This window comes from Leptospira vanthielii serovar Holland str. Waz Holland = ATCC 700522, assembly GCF_000332455.1.
GTDB lineage: Bacteria > Spirochaetota > Leptospiria > Leptospirales > Leptospiraceae > Leptospira_A > Leptospira_A vanthielii.
In genome coordinates this window covers 1-25,627 of record NZ_AOGY02000006.1, presented here as the reverse complement: position 1 = coordinate 25,627, position 25,627 = coordinate 1, and the positions used below count along the sequence as shown (strand labels likewise).

Annotated in this window: 20 protein-coding genes and 1 pseudogene; 10 read left to right on the top strand and 11 right to left on the bottom strand. The window is 38.9% G+C overall.

Going from position 1 to position 25,627, the window contains the following annotated elements:
• Nucleotides 1–161: 161 nt before the first annotated feature.
• The 3 genes from LEP1GSC199_RS00240 to LEP1GSC199_RS00230 all read left to right on the top strand — a co-directional run bounded on the left by LEP1GSC199_RS00240 (nucleotide 162) and on the right by LEP1GSC199_RS00230 (nucleotide 6,922).
• Nucleotides 162–725, top strand: a complete 564-nt coding sequence (locus LEP1GSC199_RS00240) for a Tll0287-like domain-containing protein (RefSeq protein WP_002975880.1) — start codon at nucleotides 162–164, stop codon at nucleotides 723–725.
• Nucleotides 726–749: 24 nt separating this feature from the next.
• Nucleotides 750–3,467, top strand: coding sequence for a PAS domain S-box protein (locus LEP1GSC199_RS00235; protein WP_002975883.1), 2,718 nt, complete (start codon nucleotides 750–752; stop codon nucleotides 3,465–3,467).
• 293 nt (nucleotides 3,468–3,760) lie between these two features.
• Nucleotides 3,761–6,922, top strand: a complete 3,162-nt coding sequence (locus LEP1GSC199_RS00230) for an efflux RND transporter permease subunit (RefSeq protein ID WP_002975908.1) — start codon at nucleotides 3,761–3,763, stop codon at nucleotides 6,920–6,922.
• A gap of 147 nt (nucleotides 6,923–7,069) precedes the next feature.
• On the opposite strand, the gene LEP1GSC199_RS00225 is transcribed toward LEP1GSC199_RS00230, so the two are convergent.
• Nucleotides 7,070–7,396: a YkvA family protein gene (locus LEP1GSC199_RS00225; RefSeq protein WP_002975960.1), complete on the bottom strand. Its 327-nt coding sequence runs from the start codon at nucleotides 7,394–7,396 to the stop codon at nucleotides 7,070–7,072.
• Nucleotides 7,397–7,454: 58 nt separating this feature from the next.
• Between LEP1GSC199_RS00225 and LEP1GSC199_RS00220 the strand changes: the two genes are divergently transcribed.
• Together LEP1GSC199_RS00220 and LEP1GSC199_RS00215 are read left to right on the top strand one after the other, a co-directional pair.
• On the top strand, nucleotides 7,455–7,634 hold the full coding sequence (locus LEP1GSC199_RS00220) for a hypothetical protein (RefSeq protein WP_002975905.1): 180 nt from the start codon (nucleotides 7,455–7,457) through the stop codon (nucleotides 7,632–7,634).
• Nucleotides 7,635–7,704: 70 nt separating this feature from the next.
• Nucleotides 7,705–8,172 carry a VOC family protein gene (locus LEP1GSC199_RS00215; protein WP_002975906.1) on the top strand — a complete coding sequence of 156 codons (468 nt, stop codon included), beginning with the start codon at nucleotides 7,705–7,707 and terminating at the stop codon, nucleotides 8,170–8,172.
• A gap of 89 nt (nucleotides 8,173–8,261) precedes the next feature.
• On the opposite strand, the gene LEP1GSC199_RS00210 is transcribed toward LEP1GSC199_RS00215, so the two are convergent.
• Genes LEP1GSC199_RS00210 through LEP1GSC199_RS00190 form a run of 5 tightly spaced genes read right to left on the bottom strand, consistent with a single transcriptional unit; the run spans nucleotide 8,262 to nucleotide 11,753 of the window.
• A complete protein-coding gene (locus LEP1GSC199_RS00210; RefSeq protein ID WP_002975964.1) occupies nucleotides 8,262–9,218 on the bottom strand; it encodes a lysylphosphatidylglycerol synthase transmembrane domain-containing protein in 957 nt (318 codons plus the stop codon).
• A 10-nt stretch (nucleotides 9,219–9,228) separates the two neighbouring features.
• The gene (locus LEP1GSC199_RS00205; protein ID WP_002975899.1) at nucleotides 9,229–9,573 is read right to left on the bottom strand and encodes a histidine triad nucleotide-binding protein; all 345 of its coding nucleotides are present in this window, start codon (nucleotides 9,571–9,573) and stop codon (nucleotides 9,229–9,231) included.
• 1 nt (nucleotide 9,574) lies between these two features.
• Nucleotides 9,575–10,471, bottom strand: a complete 897-nt coding sequence (locus LEP1GSC199_RS00200; protein ID WP_002975879.1) for an ROK family protein — start codon at nucleotides 10,469–10,471, stop codon at nucleotides 9,575–9,577.
• 2 nt (nucleotides 10,472–10,473) lie between these two features.
• Nucleotides 10,474–11,145, bottom strand: coding sequence for an ABC transporter ATP-binding protein (locus tag LEP1GSC199_RS00195; protein WP_002975886.1), 672 nt, complete (start codon nucleotides 11,143–11,145; stop codon nucleotides 10,474–10,476).
• Nucleotides 11,145–11,753, bottom strand: a complete 609-nt coding sequence (locus tag LEP1GSC199_RS00190; protein ID WP_002975893.1) for a hypothetical protein — start codon at nucleotides 11,751–11,753, stop codon at nucleotides 11,145–11,147. Before LEP1GSC199_RS00190 ends, LEP1GSC199_RS00195 begins: the two co-directional genes overlap by 1 nt.
• On the opposite strand from LEP1GSC199_RS00190, the gene LEP1GSC199_RS00185 reads away from it, so the two are divergent.
• Nucleotides 11,747–13,291, top strand: coding sequence for a tetratricopeptide repeat protein (locus LEP1GSC199_RS00185; RefSeq protein WP_002975909.1), 1,545 nt, complete (start codon nucleotides 11,747–11,749; stop codon nucleotides 13,289–13,291). The genes LEP1GSC199_RS00190 and LEP1GSC199_RS00185 overlap by 7 nt on opposite strands.
• Nucleotides 13,291–13,884, top strand: a complete 594-nt coding sequence (locus LEP1GSC199_RS00180) for a hypothetical protein (RefSeq protein WP_002975920.1) — start codon at nucleotides 13,291–13,293, stop codon at nucleotides 13,882–13,884. Before LEP1GSC199_RS00185 ends, LEP1GSC199_RS00180 begins: the two co-directional genes overlap by 1 nt.
• A gap of 1 nt (nucleotide 13,885) precedes the next feature.
• Here LEP1GSC199_RS00180 and ruvA read toward each other — a convergent pair whose 3' ends face one another.
• Nucleotides 13,886–14,485, bottom strand: coding sequence for a Holliday junction branch migration protein RuvA (gene ruvA / locus LEP1GSC199_RS00175; protein ID WP_002975889.1), 600 nt, complete (start codon nucleotides 14,483–14,485; stop codon nucleotides 13,886–13,888).
• Nucleotides 14,486–14,599: 114 nt separating this feature from the next.
• Between ruvA and LEP1GSC199_RS00170 the strand changes: the two genes are divergently transcribed.
• From LEP1GSC199_RS00170 to LEP1GSC199_RS00160, 3 genes are read left to right on the top strand one after another with little or no spacing between them, the layout of a single operon-like run.
• The gene (locus LEP1GSC199_RS00170; protein ID WP_002975936.1) at nucleotides 14,600–16,474 is read left to right on the top strand and encodes a patatin-like phospholipase family protein; all 1,875 of its coding nucleotides are present in this window, start codon (nucleotides 14,600–14,602) and stop codon (nucleotides 16,472–16,474) included.
• A 24-nt stretch (nucleotides 16,475–16,498) separates the two neighbouring features.
• Nucleotides 16,499–17,746, top strand: a complete 1,248-nt coding sequence (locus LEP1GSC199_RS00165) for a C40 family peptidase (RefSeq protein WP_002975951.1) — start codon at nucleotides 16,499–16,501, stop codon at nucleotides 17,744–17,746.
• A 1-nt stretch (nucleotide 17,747) separates the two neighbouring features.
• Nucleotides 17,748–18,647: a patatin-like phospholipase family protein gene (locus tag LEP1GSC199_RS00160; protein WP_002975884.1), complete on the top strand. Its 900-nt coding sequence runs from the start codon at nucleotides 17,748–17,750 to the stop codon at nucleotides 18,645–18,647.
• Here LEP1GSC199_RS00160 and LEP1GSC199_RS00155 read toward each other — a convergent pair.
• The 4 genes and pseudogenes from LEP1GSC199_RS00155 to LEP1GSC199_RS22230 all read right to left on the bottom strand — a co-directional run bounded on the left by LEP1GSC199_RS00155 (nucleotide 18,639) and on the right by LEP1GSC199_RS22230 (nucleotide 25,527).
• Entirely contained in the window at nucleotides 18,639–21,248 is a 2,610-nt protein-coding gene (locus LEP1GSC199_RS00155; RefSeq protein ID WP_039925659.1) for a PAS domain-containing sensor histidine kinase, read from the bottom strand. The genes LEP1GSC199_RS00160 and LEP1GSC199_RS00155 overlap by 9 nt on opposite strands.
• A gap of 50 nt (nucleotides 21,249–21,298) precedes the next feature.
• A complete protein-coding gene (locus LEP1GSC199_RS00150; protein WP_002975897.1) occupies nucleotides 21,299–22,762 on the bottom strand; it encodes an OmpP1/FadL family transporter in 1,464 nt (487 codons plus the stop codon).
• Nucleotides 22,763–22,783: 21 nt separating this feature from the next.
• Nucleotides 22,784–24,298 (bottom strand): hypothetical protein, encoded by a 1,515-nt coding sequence (locus tag LEP1GSC199_RS00145; protein WP_002975885.1) that lies wholly within the window; start codon nucleotides 24,296–24,298, stop codon nucleotides 22,784–22,786.
• Between the two features lie 41 nt (nucleotides 24,299–24,339).
• A pseudogene (locus tag LEP1GSC199_RS22230) lies at nucleotides 24,340–25,527 on the bottom strand (DDE-type integrase/transposase/recombinase).
• Between the last annotated feature and the right edge of the window lie 100 nt (nucleotides 25,528–25,627).

The following is a 25,627-nucleotide window of genomic DNA, read 5'->3' as shown; positions in this document are numbered from 1 at the left end:
TTTAAAAATCTTCCATTCTATTGATAAAGCTTTTACACAACGGTTCTAACCAAATTTGTTCGGTACCTTAACTTAAGAAATCTATCGTATCATAGCTTTGTTTTTGGTTTACCAGTTGCTTAAGAAAGAAAAAGGATTAAAACTCATTTAAGAGGTTTGTTATGAAAAAGATCTCCCTGCGAGAATTGGGAATTACGGTTTGTATATCAATCCTTCTAGCCTGTTTTGGTTGCCAGAAGGTAGATTATGAGGTGATTGCAAAGGGCATTACAAAAGAAGCCAAAACTAATCTCACTGAAAAATTGACTACTTCCATTGCGGCGGGAGGAACTGTACAAGCCATTCCGTTTTGCAAACAAAATGCAGTGGCATTTACCAACACATTGGGAACGAAAAATGGAGTTCTTCTTCGTCGAATTTCAGATAAACCTAGGAATCCGTTGAATATTGTTTCGGATGAGGAAAGAAGAATTTTTTTGGAAATCAGTGCAAACCAATCGAAGGAAGGTGAGTATCCAACAAAGACTGTGACCACAAAGGATTTTGTAACAGTGTATATCCCCATTCCTACAGCGGGACTTTGTCTTCAGTGCCATGGGGAACCAAATTTAGATATCAAAAAAGATACCTTAAAGATTTTGCAGAAAGAATATCCGGGAGATTTGGCACGAGGGTATCGGGTCGGGGATTTAAGAGGACTTTTTTCTGTGCGGTTTCCCAAATAAATTGAGTGAATCTTAAAAGTTAGAATGAATCCGATTACATTTATTGCAGGCAAACGGGAGTTATGTGAACTTGTATTGGAATTTGGTTTGCATGGATTTTTAGTTTGGGACTTATCAATTGGAATCGTATACCCAAGTCCCGTTGCCTCTAAGTCGATGGGGATGACGGAAGAACAATCCTTTCCTGCGGAATGTATACTCACAAATTCAGGGATTCGATTGGATACAGCACTCGGAACAAAAGAATCTATCATTGGCCGCATTTGTTTTGATCCCAATAACAGTGCGGGTTTTCCATTCCGCATGTATCCAAAGGAATTTGCTGAATCAGGCAAAAACTATATCCTACTTGTTTTGGACACAACCATCGAAAGTCCGAATAATACGGACCCTCATATTTTACAATCGACTGAATTGTCGCGGGATTTGTTTTCTACTTCCTTTCGAAGTTCAAGCATTGGAATGGAAATTGAAAACCCTCATGGAGAAGTGATCGAAGTTAATCCCATCTTTTGCCAGTGGCTTGGGTATTCTGCGAGTGAGTTGAAAACAAAATCTATTTCTGATATCACACATCCAGAAGATTTAGAATTAGAACTCTCTTTTTTAGAGAAACTGAATAGAGGATCGATTCAAAGTTTTCAAATCAAAAAACGTTACATTACCAAAGACAAAAATTTGATTTGGGCTGTGTTAAACAAATCTATCATTCGGGACCATTCAGGAAATCCCATTTACTATCTTTCTCAAATCTTAGATATTTCCGAGTCATTACAAGCGGAGATGGAATTACAAAATGTCTCTCGGTTACTCGACCAAGTGGCAGGTCTTGCTAAAATTGGTGGTTGGGATTTGGATTTAAGAACAAATAAAGCTAGTTGGACAAACGTAACCAAAACGATCCATGAAGTTGAGGATGATTACATTCCCAGTGTGGAAGGGGGAATTCAATTTTTCCAAGCGGAAGAAAGTAAACGTAAGATATCGAATGCCGTATCTTTACTTTTAGCCGAGGGAAAAGAATACGATTTAGAGTTGGAAATGGTTACTGCCAAAGGAAACCAAACTTGGGTTCGAACCATTGGTCGCGCCGAGTATGAGAATGGAAAGATTGTAAAAATTTTCGGAATCATCCAAGATATCAATGAACGTAAAAAATGGGAAATGACACTCGCCGCACAAACATCCATTTTATGGTCTTTTGTGGAACATGCACCTGCCGCAGTTGCTATGTTAGACCAAGAGATGAGGTATGTAGCTCTTAGTCAACGTTGGATAGAAGATTATAAAATTCCACTGACCAAAGAAGAAATCATTGGAAAAGGCCATTATGAAATTTTCCCCAATATCAGCCAGGAATGGAAAGAAATTCACTCACGGGGGTTACGTGGCGAGGTTTTAAAGCGAGATGAAGATGTATGGAGGCCGCCAGGTTGGGAGAAAGACCAAGTGATACAATGGGAAATTCGGCCATGGAGTCAACTAGGTGGAGGTATTGGTGGGATTTTGATGTTTACTCGTGATATTACCGAAGCCTATGAAACTAAGTTAGAATTAAAGGCTGCTAAAGAATTTGCTGAAAAAGCTTACAGTGCTAAGTCCGAATTTTTAGCGAATATGAGTCACGAAATTCGAACTCCTCTGAATGGTATTATTGGATATTCTGATTTACTCGCAGAAACATTAGAGGACTCATCTTACAATGAATATGCGCAAATTGTCAAACAATCGGCCCATGCTTTGCTTAATATAGTCAATGATATCTTGGATTTTTCAAAGGCAGAAGCCGGGAAGTTGCAACTTGCAGAAGAAGCTTACAATCTAAAAAAATTGGTTCTGGAAGCAATCAAAATCATGAATATCCAAGCCATCATCAAGGGACTCGATATTCAGTTTCATATAGATGAAAACATTCCACCGCTTCTCATGTTTGATTCGAATCGTTTAAGGCAAGTGATTCTGAACTTACTTGGAAATGCGATTAAATTCACTGAAACGGGTTTTGTTGAATGTAATGTTAAAAGATTAAACGTATCAGAAACAAATCCGGTAAATCTAAGAATTTCCATAAAGGACACTGGGATTGGAATCGCTAAAGATAGCCAAGAAAAAATATTCGATTCTTTTACTCAAGAAGACTTTTCCACCACACGTAGGTTTGGTGGTACAGGTCTAGGTTTGGCAATCTGTAAACAGTTACTTGCATTAATGAAATCTGATTTACAATTAAAAAGTGAATTGAATGAGGGGAGTGAATTCTATTTTGATATCCGACTGAGAGTTCCTGATTTTGACCCACAACTAAAACCAGTGGAATCGGGAACAAAGGATACAAAGAAAGGAGGGAATCTCCGATCTTCAATCAATGAAACTACCAAAATTTTGGTAGTCGAAGACAATCCTGTGAATCTTGGTCTGATGAAAAATTTCATCAAACGGATTCTTCCCGAAGTTAAAATATTAGAAGCTCAAAATGGCGAAGAAGCAATTCAAGTCTTCTTAGAAGAATCACCAGCTCTTATCCTAATGGACATACAAATGCCTGTGATGAACGGATATGATGCGACAAAAGAAATCAGAAAACTTCCCAACGGTAAAAACTTACCGATCATTGCTGTGACCGCTGGAATCATTGCTGGAGAAAAAGAAAAATGCCTTGGAATGGGAATGAATGATTACATTAGCAAACCTGTCCAAAAAGAAAATCTAAAGCAGACACTTTTGAAATGGTTAGATACCTAATGGTTTTAAATTCTCCCAAAATAGGCCTCACCCGCTAATACGGAAAGCTAATCTCTGTCGTTAGGGGAGGTTCAATCTCCTATTTGGCGATTTTTTTTGTCCAATCGACATAGACCGACTAAGAATTGACACAAGTTACACCAGATATACGGAAATTGCCTACTTGACTTGGATTTCTATAGATAGAAATTCTCGATCTCGAATCAAAATCTGTTGTTTTTCTCTTCTTAGATTAAAAACTGACCAGTTAGTCAACTTTTTTGTCTTTAGATTTATTTTTTGGGAAGTAGCGAATGCAGAACATTGCAAAATTTATTACCGATAAAACACTTATCATTCAGTTCATTTTAGTCCTATTCGTTTTGATTGGACTTTCTCGTTTACTTTCCATGCACAGGGAAGCATTCCCGAATGTGGCACTCGATAAAATAGTCATCGAAGCGCCACTTCCAGGGGCCACACCCGAAGAGATCGAACGATTGGTTGCTATCCCCATTGAAAAAAAATTGCGGGCGGTAGCAAAGATCGATAAAATTCGAAGTTATAACTTAGAAAACGTCAGTGTGATCATGGTCTTCATTGTTGAAGGAACCAAAAATACCAAGAAAGTTTTGGATGATATTAAAGATGCCGTTGATTCCGTTCGGCTTCCAGACAACGCACAGAAACCAAAAGTAAGAGAGATTACCACCGAAAAACAAGAGGTGATCAGTCTTGCTCTTTCCTTAAAGGAAGATTCAAAAGATGTTATTGGCGACTATCGAAAGTTACGTGACACTGCCAAAGCATTTGAAGATAGGTTCTTCCAAATCAAAGAAATCGCAGAGATCGAAAAAATTGGCTATAGAAACCGCGAGTTTCTTGTGGAAGTGAATCCTAAGAACCTAAATGCAAAGGAAGTAGGACTCAATACGGTTCTGAACGCCCTCGGTTCCAGAAATATCAACATTCCTTCGGGAAGATTAAAAGTCAACGGAACCGAATATCTATTGCGTACGAGGGGTGACTTTGAAGAAGCCAAGGATATGCTTTCTGTTCCCATTTTAGGAAATGAAATCGGTTTTGCTACCGTTTTGAAAGATGTTGCCAAGGTAGTCGATGGTTTTGAAGAAGAAAAAACCTACGAAAAGTTAAATGGAAAAAATAGTATTATCCTTCGGGTTTGGAAAACAGACCAGGCCGATATCATTACCACAGCTGATACCGTAAAAACGTTAGTGTCTTCTATGGAAGGAAACTTCCCAGAAGTGGAAACGAAAATCTATGACGATAAAAGTCGCGACGTTCGTCGCCAACTCGGTGACTTAATTTTAAATTTTGAAACGGGGCTTGTTCTCGTACTACTTTCTCTAATCTTTATTTTGGGTATGAGACTTAGTATTATGATTAGCGTTGCCATCATATTCATCTTTCTTATATCCTTTATCTTTTTGAAACAGTTTGGATTTACCATCAATACTATTACGATTTTTGGGATGGTGATGGTTCTTGGTATGATGGTGGATAATTCCATCGTTGTGGCAGAGAACACCTACCGATTGATGCAGGAAGGGATGGAGAGGCGAGATGCCATTTTACAAACCTTCAAAGATGTATTAGTCCCACTACTTGTATCGTTTCTCGTGATATCGGCAGCTTTTTTCCCGCTTTTGTTTATGAGTGGGGTGATTGGGAAATTCATTTTGGGAATTCCTGCCGTTGTTCTTGTAACGCTTGCTAGTTCCCTTTTGTTTGCCCTTGTTTTTTTACCAAACTGGTTAAATAAATTTTTGCCAAAAACATACCAAGGAAAGATCAAAAAAGACGAATCCATCGAAGAGAAAGAAGGAGCGTTTGGATACATCATCTCTGGTTACAAACGAACCATGACGTTCGCTTTGAAACATAGGATCTTTGTTCTTTCAATTTTTACATTTATCTTTTTCTTTACCTTATTTCTTGCGGGAAGGTTTTTACCTTTTGTAATGTTTCCTTCGGGAAGTGAAGAAGATATTGAAATCAAAGTTTGGATGCCGATTGGGACCACTCTTCAGAAAAACCTTGAAATCATTGAAAAAATGGAACCTGTTGTCACCAAAATGGCAGGAAAGGACTTTGTCCATTTGCGTAGTAGGATTGGGATTCATGAAAACCCGATTACAGATCCAAAACCCGGCCAAGAGGTACATCGTTCTCACCTAACAATGAAACTTGTGACTGCTGCAGATAGAAAAGAATGGGAAGATGCAAGAGATCTGGTGAAAAAAATTCGGGAATACATTGAAGAAAATAAAGTTTCAGGAATTTTTCCAAAAGAAATGATTTATGATGTGAATGCCAAGATCAAAGGACCACCAGTGGGAAAACCGGTGAGTTTGGAAATCCGTGGTGCTGACTTTGGTGTCATTCAAGAGATTGCTGACCTTTACATCAAAGAATTGAAAAAAATGGATGGTGTTTCAGACATTCGCATTGATTTGGAACTTGGTAAGGAAGAATACCGATTCTTTGTTAAAGATGAAATTGCGGGTAGGACCGATGTAAGTGCCCGGGATATTGCCCGTTCAGTTCGCACTGCCTTTAATGGAGAGGTGGCGTCGACCATTAGTAAAGGGGAAGATAAAATCAATATCCTGGTTCGTTTTCCTGAAGCAGAAAGACATTCTGTATCTAGTTTGAATTTGGTAAAAGTAGAAAATAAAAACAGAAGGCTCATACCTCTAAACCAAGTTGCTTATTTCGAAAAGGATCGGGACTATTCGATGATCAACCGCCAAGACTTACAACGTGTGGTGCGACTCGAAGCCTCCGTAGATACTGATAAAACAACCTCTCTTTTTGTAAACCGAGAGCTGAAGAATCTTGTGAATGTTGATAAATATGCAGCAAACGCATATTCGGTGATCTTTGGTGGTGAACAGGAAGATGCCGGAAAGTCGTTTCGGGATTTAGGAATCTCAATGTTACTTGCAGTTGCGGTAATTTTTGGAATTTTTATCGTGTTTTTCAATTCTGTGGGAACGACAACTGTGATCATTGGATCGATTCCTTTTGGTATTGTGGGTGTACTGTTTGCACTGATGACACATGGAATGCCACTCAGTTTTATGAGTACACTTGCGATAGTAGCACTCAGTGGTTCCATCGTTGCCAATACTCTCATCCTCATCACTTTCATTGAGGAATTGCGGATGCAAGGGATGTCGATTGAAGATGCCATCATCAACGGTGGTGCCATTCGTTTGCGACCGATCTTTTTAACTACGATTAGTACTGTGATTGGACTTGTGCCAAGTGCTTATGGGATTCCTACTTTGGATCCATTTGTACAACCACTCTCGCTTGCCTTTGGTTGGGGGTTATTTTTTGCCACCGGTGTGACCTTGGTTTTTGTTCCCGTGTTGTACAGAATCAAAGAGGATTTTAAACATATCTTTTCGAAAATTTCTTTTTCTAAAATTTTGAGAAAGAGTTAGAATCGTAAGGAAGTCACCAGTTTCATCATAAAAGAAACCCGTTCATGGCGTTCGGAAAAGAAAAAAACATTCGAAAGTTGTTTTGTCATTTTTTTTCGGACGTATGTGTAATGGGATCTTTTCTTTTAATTCAGAGTATTCTTTGTTTTAGGTCTCTCCCGAAAGAGATTCATTCGCCTTGGCATAGTGTTCGGGTTTGAGTTGGGATTTGATGATGAGTAGGGTTGTGGCAATCACACCCGCATCATCTGTAAAACCGAGTGCCAAAATCACATCAGGGATCGCATCGACTGGAGATATGAAATAGAGTAATGCCAAAACGATGGATGTTTTGGCTGATAGAGATGTATTTTCGTCGAGTAGACAATAATACATTGCAATTACATCTTTTAAGAAGGGAATTTTCTTTCCCGTTTCTTTGATTTTTTTCCAAAAATTGGTTTTGATAAACTTGAGTTTTTGACTTTCATCCATACGAAATTCATTATAATCCGGCTAAAGGACATAAGCAAGGAATATATTAGAAACTGTTATGCGTTGTTATAAAGTAAAATCGAAACTGTCAGGATTTGGATCTATATATTTTTTCATTCCGTACCTACTTTTTTATTTACCTAACAATATAGAAGGTGGTCGCCAAATCAAATACAATGCTGGTTCTCATCCAAATGGAAACTCGCAGAGAAATACCAGAAACCAACGAGAAAAATAATTTTCGCGAGACGGTCTTTGTGAGAATGTGGTGAGGTAGAAATTATAGTTTGTTAGAAAGAGGTAGAGAAATGTCGGGAAATCGTCCTTTTAAAGTTTTAGGTATCCAACAAGTCGCCATCGGTGGTGAGTCGAAAGAAAAGTTATCCAAGTTTTGGGTAGATATAATGGGCCTCACAAAAGTTTCTGATTATAAAAGTGAAAAAGAAAACGTGAATGAGGACATTTTGTCCATGGGTAATGGGCCTTTTAAAGTAGAGATTGATCTTATGCAACCCATCGATCCAAACAAAAGTCCGAAAGTTCACGATCCCAAACTCAACCACATAGGTCTTTGGATTGATAAATTGGAAGACTGTGTTGAGTACCTGACAAAACAAGGAGTTAGGTTTACACCAGGTGGAATTCGGAAAGGTGCTGCAGGGTATAACGTTTGTTTCATCCATCCGAAAGGAAACGAAGAGTTTCCTCTTTGTAGCGAGGGAGTTCTTGTGGAACTAGTGCAAGCTCCGGACGATGTAATTAAAGCTTTAAGTTAAGTTAAATTGCCAAATTGACTGTAGTTTTAGTCAATTTGGCATCAGTTATAACTGAAATAATGGAGATAACAAAACTAACTCGGAAAAGGTTATTGTTTTGTTTTCTTTCCGTGAGTCAAACGCCAATATAGATATGCCACTAGAGCTAAACTTGTGGTGATAATAAATTGTGTGAGGTGGACTACAGTCGCATACACTAGACCTTCACCCGGATCTCTTCCCAAGATAATGAATCCAGATATGATGGCCGCATGGAAAACACCAATGCCGGAAGGTGCCGAAGGAATTGCCACACCCATTCCACCGAGAAACATAAATAACAGAGCTTCTGGAAATTTAAGAGGCATGTCAATGAGTAGGCCCGCCAGATAATAGGAAACTGCATAACCCAAAACCCAAGTGGGAATGGAATAAAGGACGGGTTTTAGTAATTTGTCACCTTTTAAAAAGGAAGAAAATTCTATTAAATGGTGGTCTAACTTCTCTTCGTATAATCCGTGTTTACCTATGATGCTAAATAGTGTTTTTGCCATTTTGCGTAAGGGATCTAAAAAATAACGAACTAAGATAAGTCCAACGATCATACCAACAATGACAAGTGTGGAGATAAGAAGGAGGTTTAAGTTTTTGGATTGTCCAAGTCCCATATAAAAAAGAGCAGCAGCGCCAATCACAACAACAGAACCAAGATCCATTACCTTTTCTAAAAAGATACGACTGAATAAATGAGTGAGAGGAAGTTCGGTATCTCTTTTGTTCATGATAAGGCGCACTAAGTCCCCACCTCTTGCGGGAAGAACCATATTGAGTCCCACACCGATGATGGCCGTGGTAAAGGCTTGGGCAAAACTAATCTTTTTCTCTAGTAGATAATACCAGCGAATCGAGAAGGGTATAAACGCCCATAGATTCGAGAGGAATAACAATGGGAAAATCCACCAATTAATTTTTCCTTCTAAACGTTCAAATTCGGTCAGGTCAAAGTTTTTTGAAAGGAAATATACCGCAATGCCTGAAACTAAGATTCCAAATATTAATTTTCTCATTCTGTCCTTTTTAGCCCGGTGGCCATTTTAGGTGACGACCACCTAGCAAGTGAAAGTGGATATGATTTACAGTTTGTCCGCCAAAATTTCCGCAATTATTGACTAACCGATAACCTTTTTCTGAAATTCCATTTTGTTCTGCAATTTTGGGAATGGTTTGAAATATCTCCGTGAGGATTTTGGGATCCAAATCTCCAATTTGATTCATACTGGAAATATGGACTTTCGGAATGATGAGGACATGAAAGGGGGCCTGAGGAGTAATATCATGAAACACTAATATGTTTTCTGATTCATATTCCTTTTTGCTTTGAATTTCCCCACTCGCAATTTTACAGAAAAGGCAATTTTCCATACTATACTTTCTCCTTCGAAAACACAAGAGATGCAGCACCTAAAGCTCCCGAGAGACTTCCCCCGGCACCAATTTTTAATCTGTCATTTAATACAGGAAAGATGGACGATCTGATTTCGGATTCTAATTTTTTCCCAAATAGGTCATAAGATTTTGTGATTCCCCCAACAAAGACAACTGCCTCTGGGTTCAGTAAGTGGACGGCATTTCTGACTGCGTGTGCCAGAGCCAAGGTTCCAAAATTTAATATTTCTTTGGCAAGTGGATCATTGTTTCTAACCAATTGAAAAAATTCTTCGGCATTTTCCAGCGTTTTGTTTGACTTCTCTTTATAACGACCGAGTAACCCTCGTGTGGAAAAGTAACTCTCCACACAACCATGAACTCCACATCCGCAAAGGGCTCCTCCAATCACAGAAGTGGTATGGCCAATTTCAATTCCATTCCCCAAATACCCAGAATACAAAATACCTTTGTTCACAAAACCACCACCGACACCAGTTCCCAAAGTGAGTATCAGTTGTGATTCTGTATTTTTATAAATACCAAAGTAAGCTTCACCTAATGCAGCACAGTTGGCATCATTTTCATACCAAACGGGAAGAGAGAATTCTTGGGTGAGTGATTCTTTGATGCGCAGGTTTTTTAGTCCTATCATATTTGCACTGGAGATCAACACTCCACGTTCATTGTCCAAGGGGCCGGGCGAACCCACACCAATTCCTATCCCATCTTTTGCGAGAGGACGAATGGTATCTTTTAAGATTTTTAGGAAACTATCGTTGTCCAAGTGATCCGGTGTGGGGGAAACTTGGGACTTAAGTTCGTTTCCACTTTCATCGAAGAGGCTAACCCGAATGCTTCCCCCGCCAACATCTACTCCGATGGCACTTCGCAAACTCATTCTCCCTTAATTACCTGGGCGAACTTTCCGTTTTTCATTTCGTAAACGGTTTGTGCATCAAAGGCAAGTTTCATATCATGTGTGACAAGGATAATAGAGTGGTTTCTTTTGTTATACTCCGCAAGGAGGAGTTGGACAAGAAAACTATTTTCAGGATCCAAATCTCCCGATGGCTCATCTGCAAATAAGATTGCTGGATCGTTGATAAGAGAACGAGCAATTGCTGCTTTTTGGATTTGTCCCCCGGACAAAGTTCGAGGAATTGCGTTTTGGATGTCGCCTAACTTTAAATGTTCGATCAAATAATCGCATTTACGAATGTAGTCCGCATTGGAAAACTTTCGTGTAAAAAGAGCCGGCAAAAGAATGTTTTCTTTGATGGTTAGATTTCCGACAAGTTCGGAAAACTGGAATACGAGTCCTAAGTCCCTTGCACGAATTTCTGCCAGTTCTTGTTTGGAAATTTGCGAGAGTTTGATTTGGTCATAGAGAATATCACCTTCTGTCGGAGAGAGCATACCTGTGAGCATGGAAAGTAAAGTGGTTTTGCCCGATCCCGATGGGCCAATGATGGCAACATAATCCCCTTGGTTCACATCGAAGCTAACAGAACTCACGGCTTCGTCTTTGCCAAATCGTTTGGTTAGGTTGTGAACACGAAGTAACATTACTTTTGTCTCCTGATCGATTTGTAAGGATCGATATAGGTACTGATTCCAATTGTGGGAACAGATACCAAAAGACCGAGGGCAATAAAGAGAACCAAACAAGTAAAAATGGATTTTAATTCATTGCCGATACCAAAATCTGTAGGTGGATTTAGATATCCAATGTTGATCATGATTGCCAGTAGGAAACTGGGAAGAAATAGGAAAAATAAGGACAAGGAATGTAGCCAAATACAACCGAGTCTGTTCCCCCCGATGGCCATCATCACACCGATGTCTCCGAGTCCGTGGAGGCAATGGAAGAAAAAGAGAGTCATGAGTGCAAAACTCGTGGAATAAAAAAGAATCTGCGGAGATTGGTCAAAGGAAACGATACTAGTAAGGGACACTCCTGAGTACAAATGGAAGTGGATCCTTATGGTGAGTAAGAAGAATGTAAAAACCAGGGTTCCGACGAGGCCATAGGCCACCGAATAGAGTCGATCCCGGAAGAGAAGGCGAAGGGCAAACGAAATGTAGGTGAGTTGTATCACTTCCAGGACAGAATTGACGTAAGACTCTTTTTTACCAACTAAAATAGGAAAATAGGAAGTAATCGAATTTGGCATTTTTTATCTTTGTGGGAGCAGCAGTCATTATGCTCGGGTTTCTCTTGACCTTCATTGTCGGGCAGAGACGGGATAGTTATGCTAAGGCACTGAGCCTCGCCACTCTCGGGAACTTTTTAGATGCCAGGGCCCTTGTCCGTGAAAAACTAGAAGAAGACCACCAAAACCCTTATGGCCACTACGTCATGGCAAAGATCTATGCCATGGAAAATGACCCTCTAAACGAAGCCAAACACCTTGAAATCATAAAAAAGAACAACCGGTATACAAAAGAAATCGATTCTGTAACGGTTTCTAATCGCATTGCGGATATCTATTATAACAAAGATTTTTTTGAAGAAGCTTTTTTTCATTATTTAGACACTCTCCAAGCCGACAGGTCCAATCCCATTGCCTGCCTTCGGTTGGGATTTATGGCACTCGGACAAAAAGAATTCAAAATTGCCGACCATTTTTTTTCTCGGATCCCGGAGGAAAAAATCAACATCTCCTCTTACTTCATCGCTCGGGGTGTGATCTCTGGAGTGACAGGAGGCGGAAAGGAAAAAGATTACTTCGAAAAGGCCTATAAATTAGAAAAGTCACCCGTCTCTGGTTTTTTATATGCACTTTCTTTGTCTCGCGAAAACAAACACAAGGACGCAGTCAAAACTGCTGTTGCCATCAGCGAACAGATCGAAGACGAATTTGTTCGGTTCACTTTGTTCCAATTTTTAATGACAGAAGCCATCCTGATGCAAAATTTTCCAGAAGCATTAAAGTATGGAAGACTTTGTATGGAGATGGCAAGGCTCAATGCCTGGCATAGTGAAATCATCGAAAGCAGTATTCACTTTGCTATGATTACCATTTATATGGGTCGTTTGGATGATGCTTCCGAATATTTAATTGAGGCTGAAGTAGAACGGTTAGAGGATCCCGATGTGGTGGCCCTTGCCAATTTAAAATATAGACTGGAACGTGGAACTGGAACTGTTGAATCTTTGATACATGAATATGACCTTTCCCGCGAACTCAATTTGCTTTCTGTCAATTTATTTCCAAATTCTAGATACTTTGAACTGAGTGGAATGCGATCGTCCAAACCCTTTAACATCAAAGGTATGGTGGATGACAGCGGAAAAAAACTAACTTCCAAATTGGATATGTTGGGGTTGGATAAATTTGAAAAGTTTATCAGTCTTCCTGGAACTAATTTTAAAAATCAGGCCACTCGTATGGTGATGAGTATGGGGTATCGAGTCACCAAGGAGATTTCCAACCCAGAAGGGGATGGTGTGAATTTACTCGCTTCTTCGAAAGAAGACGTCAATAAAAGGGCACTATTCCGTGTTCGCAAATGGAAGGACGCTAAGGTATCCGATGTATTCCTTCGAGAGATGACAAACCAAATGGAAGAGTTAGGTGCCACAAGAGGTTATGTAATTGGTAATTTTGACGTAACGGAAGGTGGGAAAAAAATTATCGCTGCGAGTAACGGAGCACTCGAGATGTATAGCGGGGATTTGTTTGAGGACCTTCTCAACAAAACGATGTGATGCACCTGCAACCCAAACTTTTATCTTTTTTTATTATTTTTTTCTCTTTTAGTTGCCAACTCATCGAAAAGGAAGTTCCTCCCGCCGATACGGTTTCTCTTTCCAAAACAAATGCCAAAGAAATAGGTTGCCCCATCCCTTTATCCTTGGGAACTGTTTACGGAACTACCCTTTCCAAATTTGACCAGACTTATCTTTTGAGTGTAATCAAAGTGTTACTCGGAGATCTTTGTGCCAGTTCTTTTGTTCACCTTCCCAGTCTGATTCATCCAGAAAAAGGTTTGTATGTGGATGCCAAAGGGTATTGGACTTATGTAGAAGTGGAGAAAGATTTGAAAAATTCAAATGGATACTTTCAAATTTATTATTTTGATTCGAAGAAGTTGGACCAAAAGAAGGGCAGTTTAGGGAATCTCACCGTACGAGATGTTTTTCTTACAGCCAAACAGGTTTGGGTCGATTTTTATGTGGGTTCTAGCGAGGAAGTAGAAGTTAAGTTTCGGTTTGCAGAAAATCCAAAGTTAGAACGGTATTTGATCAATCCTAGTTTTGTCAAATGGGAGGGGAAGTGGTATCTCCTCCGTATGTTTTGAGTTACCGAGTTCCGGTAATGACTTGTTTTACAATTTCTGACGCCGTATAACCAGGATTTAGTTTTTTTGCATCTAGCACTTGTTTCGTGGCAGTTTTTTCGTCAAAACCTAGTTGTATAAGGGCAAGGGTTGCCAGGTCTGTCTCTCTATCTTCTGAAACTGTTTTTGTGGATTCATCATTGAGAAACATTTCTAATTTTTTTAAGTTTTGTTTGATTTCAAAAAGTATTTTTTCTGAAGTTTTGCCTTTGACTTTAGGAATTTTTTCCAAAGTTTTACGATCATCTTCTTTTGCAATTTTATACAAATCATCTGCATGGAAAAAGGATAGGATTTTAAGGGCAGTGAGTTCGCCAATCCCATGTAAAGACTTAATGAGTTGGAAAAGTTCTCTATCTTTTCTTGTAGAAAATCCAAAGAGGCGTTCTCCTCTATCTGTGATAGAATGAAAGATATGTAAAAAAATCTCTTCTTTCATTTTCTCCTTACATTCTAAATGTAAGGGAAAGGGAATGTGGACTTCATAACCAACACCAGCCACATCTATGATCAGATGATCCATTTCTAGTTGAATTAATTTTCCGCGTAAACTTGCAATCATCTCTTTAGTCCCACTTCCAGAGTTTATGATCCCATCCGTTTGGCGACAACTCTTTTGTTTTTTGAAACCGAAAAGGAGGTTGTGTTTTTGTATCTATTTCATAAATTCAAATAAGTGAAACAAATTCGAAAATCGAAACATTCTGCTTTGACACAATATCTTACTTTGGCAGATCTTTTTAAAAACTTACCTCATACTGTACTTCGCGAAATGAAAGAAAATACCGTTCGGGAATTTTTGCCTGGAGGAGAGGTATTATTTGAGGAAAACTCAGAGGGCAGTGATTTATACATTCTCGCAGCAGGCAAACTCCGTTATGAAAAACGCTCAACTGATGGAACTATTCGCGATGTTGGTGAATTCAAAAGACTTGATATCATTGGCGAACTCAGTTTGTTCACGGGAGAAAAACGTTCTGCCACAGTGAAGGCCATTCGAGATTCCGAGCTCATCCGTGTCCCAAGGGAAGTGGCTCTCTCCATTCTCCTTAAATACCCAGATAGTCTTTTACAAATTACAAAAATCATCGCAGAACGTTTGGCGCATGCCAAAACGGATAACAAAGGTTTCGTACCTGTATCCAAAACCTTCTCCATCTTAAGTTCTTTATCCAAAGAAAGTTTAGAGGAAATCATTCATAAAATAGGTCTTATATTCCTTCGGTATGGATCTTTTTGTGTTGTTGATGAAAAGATGTTTCTTGAGAGAACCGTTGAGTTGATGTCGTTAGATGAGAAAGATAGGGAACCTTGGATCATTCGTTTTTTCTCTCAGATGGAGGCTGAGTTTGATTTTGTTTTTTATGTATTAGAAGATGGCAAAGAAGTTACAACATGGACACAAAGGGCTTTGCGTCAGTCCGATTCTATTTTGTTTATCAAAGATGCGAATGTTGGACCAAATTCTATCCATTTGGAATCGCTTTTGGATAAAAAACAATTTAAGGACAGAACACAGATTTTGATTCTAGTTCAACCTAATGCAGTAGAGGTGGTTCCAGGAACCATTCGCCATTTCCAGAAAAGAAAGTTTAACCGTCATTTCCATGTCCATTTGGACAGGTTGGATACTTGGGAAAGACTTGGTCGGGGGTTACTCGGTAAGTCCATTGGGCTTGCACTCGGTGGTGGTGGTGCGAAGGGTTTTGCCCATCTGGGAGTTCTTTCTGCCTTAGAGGAAAACCAAATTCCAATTGATATGGTCTCTGGAACGAGTGCTGGTTCTATCTTTGCAGCTCTGATTGCTATGGGGGAATCAAGTAGCGGAAGCAAAGAAAAAGCAAAAGCATTTTGGGTCTCCAAAGACCTGTTAAACGAATATACTGTTCCTGTTTTATCTCTCACGACAGGTAAAAAATATACAGAGGCAATCCGTCAATTTTTTGGTTCGATTCAAATCGAAGATTTATGGATTCCTTTTTATGCAATTTCTACAGACCTATCTCACTCTGAAATTCATGTTCATGATAGAGGAGATTTGTGGAAAGCGATCCGGGCTAGTACCTCCATTCCAGGTATTGTTCCTCCTTTGATCGACGACGGAGTTGTTTATGTAGATGGCGGAGTTTTAGACAATGTTCCTGGAATCACCTTAAAGGAACGAGGGGTTGGAAAAGTAATTTCTGTAGATGTATTTGGTGACATTTATCCTGATCAGGATAAGGAACTAAGTGCATATTTTGATAAAACAAATCCAGGAGTGATGACACACCCTTTGACACAGATTACTAACTTAATCAATTTTAATGAAATTCTCAGGCCAAAGTTTCCACCTATCGGGGACATCATCATTCGCTCGATCCTTTCCTCCAGTAGAGACCGCATTCGACAAACGGAAAAGATCTCTGATTTGTTTTTGCAAATTCCCACCAATAACTTCGGACTTTTGGATTGGTTTGCGTATGAACGGCTGATTGAATTGGGTTATGTTTCTTCCATAGATAAAATCATTCGCAACCGAGAGAAATTTATAAATCCTACTTTACAATAGAAACAATAAGCTATTATACAAAGAATGTTTTCCTTTTATCAGTTTCGTATGACTTTGGTTGTTTTTTGCCTTTTTTTTCTTACAGAAAATTCCCTTTCTGCACAAAACTTAGATTTGTTAGTTGCTTCTGTTTATAACAAACAGGAAACACTTCTGATTCGAAATGAAATTCGAAAACGTTTAGGGGATCGGGCCAACGACAATTCAGTGAAAGAAATTGTTCAGTCACTTCGAGTTTGGGCTGCTTTTGAGTCCATGCCTGCTTCTGAGTTTGCAGAGGAAGTCGAAAGGTTTGTTATCCTCTCTGATTATGGATTTAGATGGGAAGAAACGGAAGAATTAATTCCTTATTTTATCACCACAAAACCTAACAAAAAGGATATTCCCTATTTAGGTAAATTTTTTAAGGAAATGACTCTCTCCAAATTACCCGACGAAACAGTTTCTGATATTTTACGGATTGCAAAAATCAAACAATGGAGTGGTGCTTCTGTTTTGGTTGCGGGACGGTTGGTTGTTTTATCAAGAAAAAAAGAAGAGGATCCGAATGTCACAATCAAACGTTTGGAATCTATTTTACCAAGGCAAATCCAAAACCTAACGGAAGAAAAAAGAACTAAGTTTTTTACCGACTGGTTCGCCAGTGAAAAATCAAAAATTGATGAAAAACATTGGGAAACAGTGAAAGCCGATACCATTCCTTTGTTATCACTTACTACATCCAAAGAGAACTTTCAAAAATCCGAAAGACGCACCGAGATTATTTGGAATGACCAAGGAGAGTGGATTACTAAAGAAAGACCAAAATTGGATCCCAACTTAATCTTTTTAGAAGAACAAAGTGTTTCTGGTCCCACAAATAATGGAGAAAACGGTAAACGGAAGTTAGTTGATCCTGTGGGCCGTCCGTGGATAGGAACTCCCTATCTTTATGGTGGTTATTCTCGGCGCGGAGTGGATTGTTCAGGTCTTACCAAATCAATTCTAACGGATCCAAAAATTGGAATGAGTGAACGGATGATTCCAAGGTCAGCCAGAGACCAATCTCAAATTGGTAAATCTGTTACACGCGATAAACAACAAATTGGAAATTTAGTGTTTTTTTCTGCATCACCAAACACAAGTAAAATTACCCATGTGGGAGTGGTTTTAGAGAATGGGAATTTTATCCATGCATCAACTAGCCGTGGAGTTGTGATCCAATCCTTAAATGAAAAATGGTGGAAGGAAAGGTATGTGACAGGTCGGGATATTTTTTCGGGAGGGAAATAATATGGCTAAAAAAAGAGCTCTGGTTTTATCTGGAGGTGGGGCAAGAGGTGCTTACCAAGCAGGAGTTTTGCGGTATTTAGAAGAAATCCATTGGAAACCGGATATCATTTGTGGAACGTCGGTCGGTGCGATCAATGCTTGTGCCATTGGTTCAGGAATGAATTCCAGTTTGTTATCTGAATTATGGCTTCGACTCAATCAAAAAAATATCATGCGTTATTCGGTGTGGAACATGTTAAAGGGACTTTTCCGAAGGAAATACTATCCACTTGTTGAAACCTATCCATTAAAAAAATTCATCCATGAAAACTTAGATTTTACAACCCTCAATGAATCGAAAACAAAAGTCATTATTTCTGCAGTAAACATTCTAACATCGGAGCTAAAGTTTTTCGAAAATCCTAATTTGAGGATCGAACATCTTTTGGCATCTTCTGCTATCCCCATGATCTTTCCTTGGCAAATCATTGATGGAGAACCTTATTGGGATGGTGGAGTTATGGCAAACACTCCCATCCTTCCGGCACTGACTCATGAAGCCTCAGAAATTGTAGTCGTACTGCTTTCTCCTGTTGGGGGAGTGCAGATGATGGATGTACCTGAAACAAAAGACGAAGCCCTCGAACGATTGTTTGAATTATACCTTCTTGGTTCCTACAGGAGTGTAGAACAAGGATTAGAATATAGAAAGGCCGTGATGAAGGGTCTCACTCCCATTGAGAATTTTTTACTCGGACTTCGAACACAATTTAAAAATGCAAAAATATCAGTGATTGCTCCCAAACGGATGTTAGGTCTTGTGAGTATACTTAATTTCAAAAAGGAACAAGCGGAAATTCTTTTACGGCACGGTTATGAAGATGCTAAGGAATTTTTTTTAGCTAACCCTAGTTCAAAATAGTTCTTTGGGGAAGGTTAAAAAGAAAATAGAACCTTTCCCAAGTTCGCTTGAAACTTCAATCGATCCTTTCATGGATTCAATTTGGTGTTTCGCAAGGAATAATCCCATACCTTTCCCTTCGATATCTTGGCGTAATCGGAAGTTCATTTTGAATAATTTGTGACCATGCCGGACAATATCAATACCTGGGCCATTGTCCTGAATGGCTATTTTTAAGAACTCTTTTGTTTCCTCATATGTTATGGTAATTTTGCAAATTTTATCTGCACTTGTATATTTGATCGCATTGGTGAGAATATTATTTATGATACTATCAAAGTAAGCTTGGAATCCTAATAGGTTCATTCCTTCTGGTAGATTGTTTGTGAATTCTATCTCTCGATTGGCGCCGTTTTTTAAGAGTAAAATTTGTGCATCGATACTTTCTTTAACGGGAATTTTTGATTTAGGAAGTTCTTTTGAATCTTTTTCAATATTTAATAATTCGTTGAGGTTGCGAATGATTTGATCCAGTTGGAAGGAAGAGGATTCAATAAGCCCGAGTATTTCCGAATTGGATGGGTTTTCCTTTAACATTGCTGTTAGGCTGATTAGATTGGCGATGGGGGCTCGTAGGTTGTGAGAAGTTATATAAGTATATTCTTTTAGTCTTTCGTTTTGTTTATTTGTTACTTGGAAAAGAGATTCTAGTTCGCGATTTTTTGCGAGAAGTAAGGTTTCTTTGTCAAGTAGTGAATCTTGCACAAGTTTTTCATCATGGATGTTTTGGATGGCTCCATAGAAACCAATACAGTTGGTTTCTGAAAACTTAGGAGTGGCAATGATACGAATCCAAAACTCATGTCCTGATCCTGCACAGACAAGACATTCCAAATCAAACGTCTCTTTTGTTTCGATAGAATGCATTTCTTTTTGTTTGAGGATGGGACCGAATTTTTCCGTACCAAAAAAACGTAAATCCACGTGGTCGATATCTTTGGAAGTTTGTACTAAAATTTCTGTAGCCACTTGTGAAAGTGTGATTTTGTTATGACTAAGGTCGTAATCAAAACTCCCTACTTTAGCTAGGCGGTTTGTGCGAAGTAGGAGTTCTTCCATTCTTTTTCTATCTGAGATGTCTCTTGTTTGGATCACAATTCCATCGTTAGTGGGTATGACTTGGTGGAAATAGTAACCTGGTGCTACAAAATTACCAGGGACTTGAAATTCCTGCTCGATGGGAATTTTTGATTCTACGACTTTTTTATAATCTTCGAAGAAACCATTTTCCCGATTGATAGGGAAAAGTTGGCAAATTCCCTTTCCCAATAATTCTTCCTTTTTCATTCCGAGTTGTTCTTCTGCTTTTTTGTTCACATCTGAAATGATAAAGTCTATGATATCTCCTTCTTCGTTTTTTAAAGTTTCTAAAAAGTAAATTGCTTCCAAGGCGGAATTCATCGCTGCTTGGTATCTTTGGCTACTCAACAGGTATTTTAATTCGGTTTCTTTTTCGGTTGTTATATCCTTCGCAGCTCCGATGATAGAAATGAGATTTCCTGCTTCATCCCTAATGGGGCGAGTGTAGTCTCTTAACCATTTGATTTTTCCAGATTTTGTACGAATGCGGTATTCAACCACTCCCGTTTCACCCTTCAAAATCTTTGCCATCCGTTCTTCCAGATTCGGAATGTCTTCTTTTAGAATGACGTTGAACCAACCACCTAACTTTCCAATTTCCTCAATAGAATATCCAGAAGTTGTATTCAGCTCTTTGGAACTCCACTCAGCAATGATTTCACCATCTACTATCTTTGCTGTATAAATATAATCGGAAGTCATTTCGGTGATTAACTGTAACCGATCTTCTAAAATTTGAGTTTCCGTAATATCCCTGGAAACACCTACAATTTCTTTGATGTTTCCATTTGTGTCATGAATTGGATTTTTAACGGTTTCTAAGATTCTTATGACACCATCAGGACCAAGATTTGGTTCTTTTCTTACATAGCTGGTTTCCCCAGTTTCAAAAACTTTTTTATCCTCTGAATGGTATGCCTTTGTGTATTCTTCCTCATTGTAGGTAACATCTTTGATTCCGATTAAATCTTGTTTGGTGACTCCATAAAAATCGGCACAAGCTTTGTTTACATAAGTGACTTGAAAATTTTTATCCTTACAAAAAACTAAATCGGTAATGGAATCTAAAATTTGCGAAAAATAGATATCTTTGTCTTTTGCATATTGTTCCAGTTCTTTGGTTTTGGTTTGGTCTGAAAAATTAGCGAGTAGGTGGGTGGTAATCCCCCTTTTATCTTTGGAGCAGTAGGCAGTCACTGCGATATCGAAAGTAGATCCATCTTTTCTTTTGGCACACAAATCACCTGTCCATTGGGATTTGGAAAGAATTTCCGATAAAATGAGTTTTGTTTTTTCTTTATCTTCTGTGAATTCGGAAGCATTTTTGCCAAGTATTTCTTCGGGATAATGATAACCCCATAGAGAAACAAAGGCGGGATTTACATACTGAAGGTTCCCCTCTAAATCGGAGATGGCAATGGCATTTTGCGACTGATCTAAAATTGTATTGATCAGTCTTTGGTCTGTAAGTTCCAATCCCATCTCCATAAAGATGAGAGATGGATTTTTCTGGACAAGTAAAATATAAAAAATTAATTTCTGGAACTGACCATGAGATAAATAGAGTGTGCACTATATTCAAAGGATTGAGCCAATGAGTTTGGGTCAATCCTTGAGTTCCCGTATCCCACTTCTCTAATATAGGTAACAGAGATAGAAGATTTGGATGTGACCCAAGAAAAACCTAAACTTAATCCTTTATTTCTCGAATATTCATTTCTTGGATTGGTTCCAGACCTTGCCACTTTGTAAATCAAACTTGTATCACCCGAATTTGCCTGCACCTGGTTTCCGTAAGTGTTTTGTAAGTATAAATCCACTGCAGATTCGGTCCATGAAATTGGTTTTGTATTCGGTTCATTTGTGTATATACCTGCTAACACGGAGAATGTGTCAGCAAGATAGTATTCCATTCCTGCTGCAAAATTGGTTGTTGAGGCCCTTGTTAGTTCACGAACTTCGGTGTCATTGATAGTATATGTAACTCTTCGTCCAAAAGAACTGATTTCATCTTGGTTCCTTTTCGATTTGTATCCAGTTGTATGAATCATATCAAAAGATGCTAAAAATCTCGAAGTGGGAAAAAAGGCAATTCCAAACCGTAACTCAGATGTTTGAGGAATGGAGGTAGTGAGTTTAGGCCTTTGTGTTAGGACTCCCGCTTCAATGGCAGAAGCACCATCACCTGTTCCTTCAATAAAATCAATGGCAGAAGTCCCCGGTCTTCTTGATGAGTCCGCATACACTTCATTATAAAGCCTATTTCCCCCCATAACAAAAATTCGTCTATAACTCATTCCGAGAGAGACCTTTTGGATAGGTTGGTATTGGATTCCGATCACTGGCATAAGCCCAGAGGTTTTGCGATTGTCTACATAAGAACGCATAACATAGCTTAGGTCAGAAAATTGTTGGAACTGAGTCCTTGATACTTCCTTTGTATCATTCATGTAATAAAGAGTGGCTCCGATCGAGAGTTTATCAGAGAGTAGGTAGGCTGCGCTCGGCCCCACAAGGAGTTGGTTGTATCTTTCTTTTGTATAGTTTCTTGTGGAGTTGATCGTCGGAGAAATTAGAGGGTAATTAACTTGGTCAACTCGGTTGTAAGAATAATTATAAGTATTTACAATCGAAAATGCAAATTTCCAACGATCAAAGTTTTTTAACAAACCAATAAAGTTGGGATCAAATCCTTGGTGTGTTTGGCTATAAATTTGACCTGGCGTATCAATATTGATGTAACTTCTTTTTACATCTTTGAAATTGCTTGCAGAGATGGAAATTCTATCGTTATAAGTAAACCCAAGTCCCGCAGGATTGTAATAAGCGCCTGATGGGTCATCGGCAATCGCAGTAAAGGCACCACCGAGACCTGCTGCCCTTTCTCCATAAAATCCTTGGATATTATGGAATGGCTCCGAAGCAAAAGAGATACTTGGGAATAGGAATAGGATAAAAAGGAGAAATGAATTTCTAATTTGTTTTTTTTCTAACATGTTTGGTTTCAATTTGAATTTTTAAATTTGTACGATTGTGTTTGCGACTAGGGTGTATTGTTCGTTTCCATTGGCATCGATAGAATACCGCCAAACTTCTGCAGTGGGAATTTGGTCCGCTGTTCCATAAAAGTCTACATAATAATCAGAACCAGGTGTAGTGTCATTTTCATAAAACTCACCCCAACCTATGTATTCATCTGGGTAGACATTGGGATCTACACCGGCAGGCATAATGACAAAAGCATCGTATTCGGTAAAACCCACATCAAACCCAATTCCACTAGCCCCAGGGATAACACTCGAAAAATCGACAAATGCATCCCATTCAAATTGGTAAGCGTTGGTTCCACTTTCATAAAACTGACCGTAGAGATCGGAATCATAATATCCTAATTCTTCATACTCATTATTTGCCGGAGTAACAATGTCATAATAATCCACTGCAAAGTAACCAGTTTCTCCATTTTCATCATAGGTTTCTTCTAAGTAGTATTCTTCTCCATTCGCATTGTCTATGTATTCGGTAGTCACATAACCACCAAAATCACTGGTTTTTCCTTTGACTGAAGTTGTGATTTTATCTCCAGAACTTGTATCATACACATTGCTATAACTGAGTGTCACACATTTATTTGTATTGGCATCGGTATCATTTTCACATTCTTCAAAAGTAAACCGAGTTGTGGATTTATCAACATTACCCGAACCGGAAGTGACTTGTTTGATGTTTAAGATGGCTTTGTCTTTTTTTCCCTCTTGAGTGATGTATGTGATGGATGCGTCTACACTCAAAGAAATTCCAAAAATCTTCAAGGAACGTGTGATGGAACTAAATATTTTCGTTTTGTCTGATTTGAATTTGATACTCTTTTGGAATTTATTATTTGAGGGACAAGGTTGTGGAGTTCCAATGGAATCGGCAAAAGAATAATCTATCTGGATATCATATTCATTATTGGATAGTTTTCGATATACCATTGCGGGAGTGGGGACAGCTTGTCCGATAACAGGAAGTATCCCTTCATTTTGCAAACTGACTAGTTCCCCTCTTGCTTCCTCTGCACTTAGACCCAATCGTTCCATTCCCTCCAGAAACTCATCTTCCATAGATTGGGTCACTCGAACTGTGGACTTTCCTCCAGGGATACAAACACCTGGATTTGTTTTTGCCGTATTGTATGCACCACTGATCAGCACCAAGTCACGTTTGGAATCTCTTAATATTTCGGAAACAATGGATGTCCCTTCGGTAAGGAAAGTTTGCCCTGTAAATCCATAGTCAAATGTGTCCTGTGCAATTCCCTTGGAGACAGAAATGGTTTTCAGGGATTTTGGAACTTTTCCAAGAGAAGCACCGAGTCCAGAGGACGGCTTTCGAATGGAACGAGGTACTGCTACGCTGAGATTCGAAGGGAGTTCTGAATTGATGTTGGAGTTTAATAAACTTCTTATAAGAAAGCGGGTGATTAATGCCTCTAACGAATTACTTTCATCTTTTTGTTTTTTGCATCCAACTAATGTATGAAAAGGCACATCGGTAACACTTTAGATCACTCACATGGGTTACACTTTTACTAGTCAATTCTATACAATAGCCTCTGGTATTTCAACACTTTACTCGTATACAAATCCAAAATTCCAAGAATTGCATCCGCAAAGTAAAGACGACAATGCCGATCAGATATCTCTTCAAAGCCAACTACCTCTCCAATGAAAGGATTCCCAAAGAACACTCGATGGGGCCCGTACTGCGCAAAACCACTTTCATGGACTTTATCGGTAACAATATGTGTGGGATAAGCTACCTCTAGAATCTTTTTTGGGAATGTCCTTTTCGAAGATTTATAAACTTTTGCAGGTGTCAGAAAACCCAAAGCTTCATGTGGTCTTACCTTATTAAATTCTTCACGGAATGAATCAAAGGCGGTCTGTTGTGCATCCAAACTAGATCTTGGAGGTAATGCAGTTTCTTCTTTGAGTGTTCTGTGCATTCTCTCATGACGCCGTTCTGAGATGGTTTCCCTGGTTCAATGCGTTCCGGTCGGATCCCTATTTCAACCACCATATAGAAAGACTAGTTAAGCACGCCACGTATGCCAATGGCCTTACTTGCAAAAGGTGATCCATTATCTGATTTGATTGCCTGTGGTAGTCCATATTCTTTAAAAACCCTTTCAAATACCGCTTTTGTTTGCTCTGCATTCGTTTTATTCACGCCATTTCACATGCTAGAAGGTAGCGACTATATGCATCTGTAATTGTTAGTGGATCGCAGCGATTGCCATTTCCTACTGTAAAATGGCCTTTAAAATCAACACACCATACATCATTGGGAGCGACTACATTGGAAAAAGGAAATAGAGACTGTGGAACTCTTGGTCTTTTTTCTTAGGTTTGACTAGGCCTTTTTTGCGAAGAATGTTTCCAATTGTAGTTTCACTTGGAATCTGTTTCATGCGATGAAACTTTGCTTTGAGTATGGGACGGAGTTTTTTGGGACCCCAAGATGGATGGTCTTCACGTAAAGATACAATTAGGTGAACGATTTTCTCAGGAGTTTCATTGGACTGAGTGATTCTTTTTCTAGATTTATCTTTGAGTCCGTCGATACCTTCCGACTCATAATTCTTTAGATATTTATAGCCAGTCTTTCTCGATATATTAAAGTCTCGGCAAAGATCGGCAAAACACCACTGACCACTTTTAACAGCTGCTATGAACTTGATTCTTTCTTCTATCACTTTGGTTTCCTTCCAAGGCATCGGATTGTCCTCCGATACACAATGTAGGTGTTACCCATGTGAGTTGTCTCTTTTGTTACCTATCTGACCTCCTCATACCTATCCACCTACTTGGTTTATA

Bases quoted from the DNA above. Each gene is read 5' to 3' on its own strand.
- LEP1GSC199_RS00225 (WP_002975960.1), bottom strand. From the start codon at position 7,396: ATGGATGAAAGTCAAAAACTCAAGTTTATCAAAACCAATTTTTGGAAA.
- LEP1GSC199_RS00220 (WP_002975905.1), top strand. From the start codon at position 7,455: ATGCGTTGTTATAAAGTAAAATCGAAACTGTCAGGATTTGGATCTATA.
- LEP1GSC199_RS00180 (WP_002975920.1), top strand. From the start codon at position 13,291: ATGCACCTGCAACCCAAACTTTTATCTTTTTTTATTATTTTTTTCTCT.
- LEP1GSC199_RS00205 (WP_002975899.1), bottom strand. From the start codon at position 9,573: ATGGAAAATTGCCTTTTCTGTAAAATTGCGAGTGGGGAAATTCAAAGC.
- LEP1GSC199_RS00190 (WP_002975893.1), bottom strand. From the start codon at position 11,753: ATGCCAAATTCGATTACTTCCTATTTTCCTATTTTAGTTGGTAAAAAA.
- LEP1GSC199_RS00230 (WP_002975908.1), top strand. From the start codon at position 3,761: ATGCAGAACATTGCAAAATTTATTACCGATAAAACACTTATCATTCAG.
- LEP1GSC199_RS00240 (WP_002975880.1), top strand. From the start codon at position 162: ATGAAAAAGATCTCCCTGCGAGAATTGGGAATTACGGTTTGTATATCA.
- ruvA (WP_002975889.1), bottom strand. From the start codon at position 14,485: ATGATTGCAAGTTTACGCGGAAAATTAATTCAACTAGAAATGGATCAT.
- LEP1GSC199_RS00210 (WP_002975964.1), bottom strand. From the start codon at position 9,218: ATGAGAAAATTAATATTTGGAATCTTAGTTTCAGGCATTGCGGTATAT.
- LEP1GSC199_RS00165 (WP_002975951.1), top strand. From the start codon at position 16,499: ATGTTTTCCTTTTATCAGTTTCGTATGACTTTGGTTGTTTTTTGCCTT.
- LEP1GSC199_RS00235 (WP_002975883.1), top strand. From the start codon at position 750: ATGAATCCGATTACATTTATTGCAGGCAAACGGGAGTTATGTGAACTT.
- LEP1GSC199_RS00215 (WP_002975906.1), top strand. From the start codon at position 7,705: ATGTCGGGAAATCGTCCTTTTAAAGTTTTAGGTATCCAACAAGTCGCC.
- LEP1GSC199_RS00150 (WP_002975897.1), bottom strand. From the start codon at position 22,762: ATGTTAGAAAAAAAACAAATTAGAAATTCATTTCTCCTTTTTATCCTA.
- LEP1GSC199_RS00160 (WP_002975884.1), top strand. From the start codon at position 17,748: ATGGCTAAAAAAAGAGCTCTGGTTTTATCTGGAGGTGGGGCAAGAGGT.
- LEP1GSC199_RS00195 (WP_002975886.1), bottom strand. From the start codon at position 11,145: ATGTTACTTCGTGTTCACAACCTAACCAAACGATTTGGCAAAGACGAA.
- LEP1GSC199_RS00155 (WP_039925659.1), bottom strand. From the start codon at position 21,248: ATGGGATTGGAACTTACAGACCAAAGACTGATCAATACAATTTTAGAT.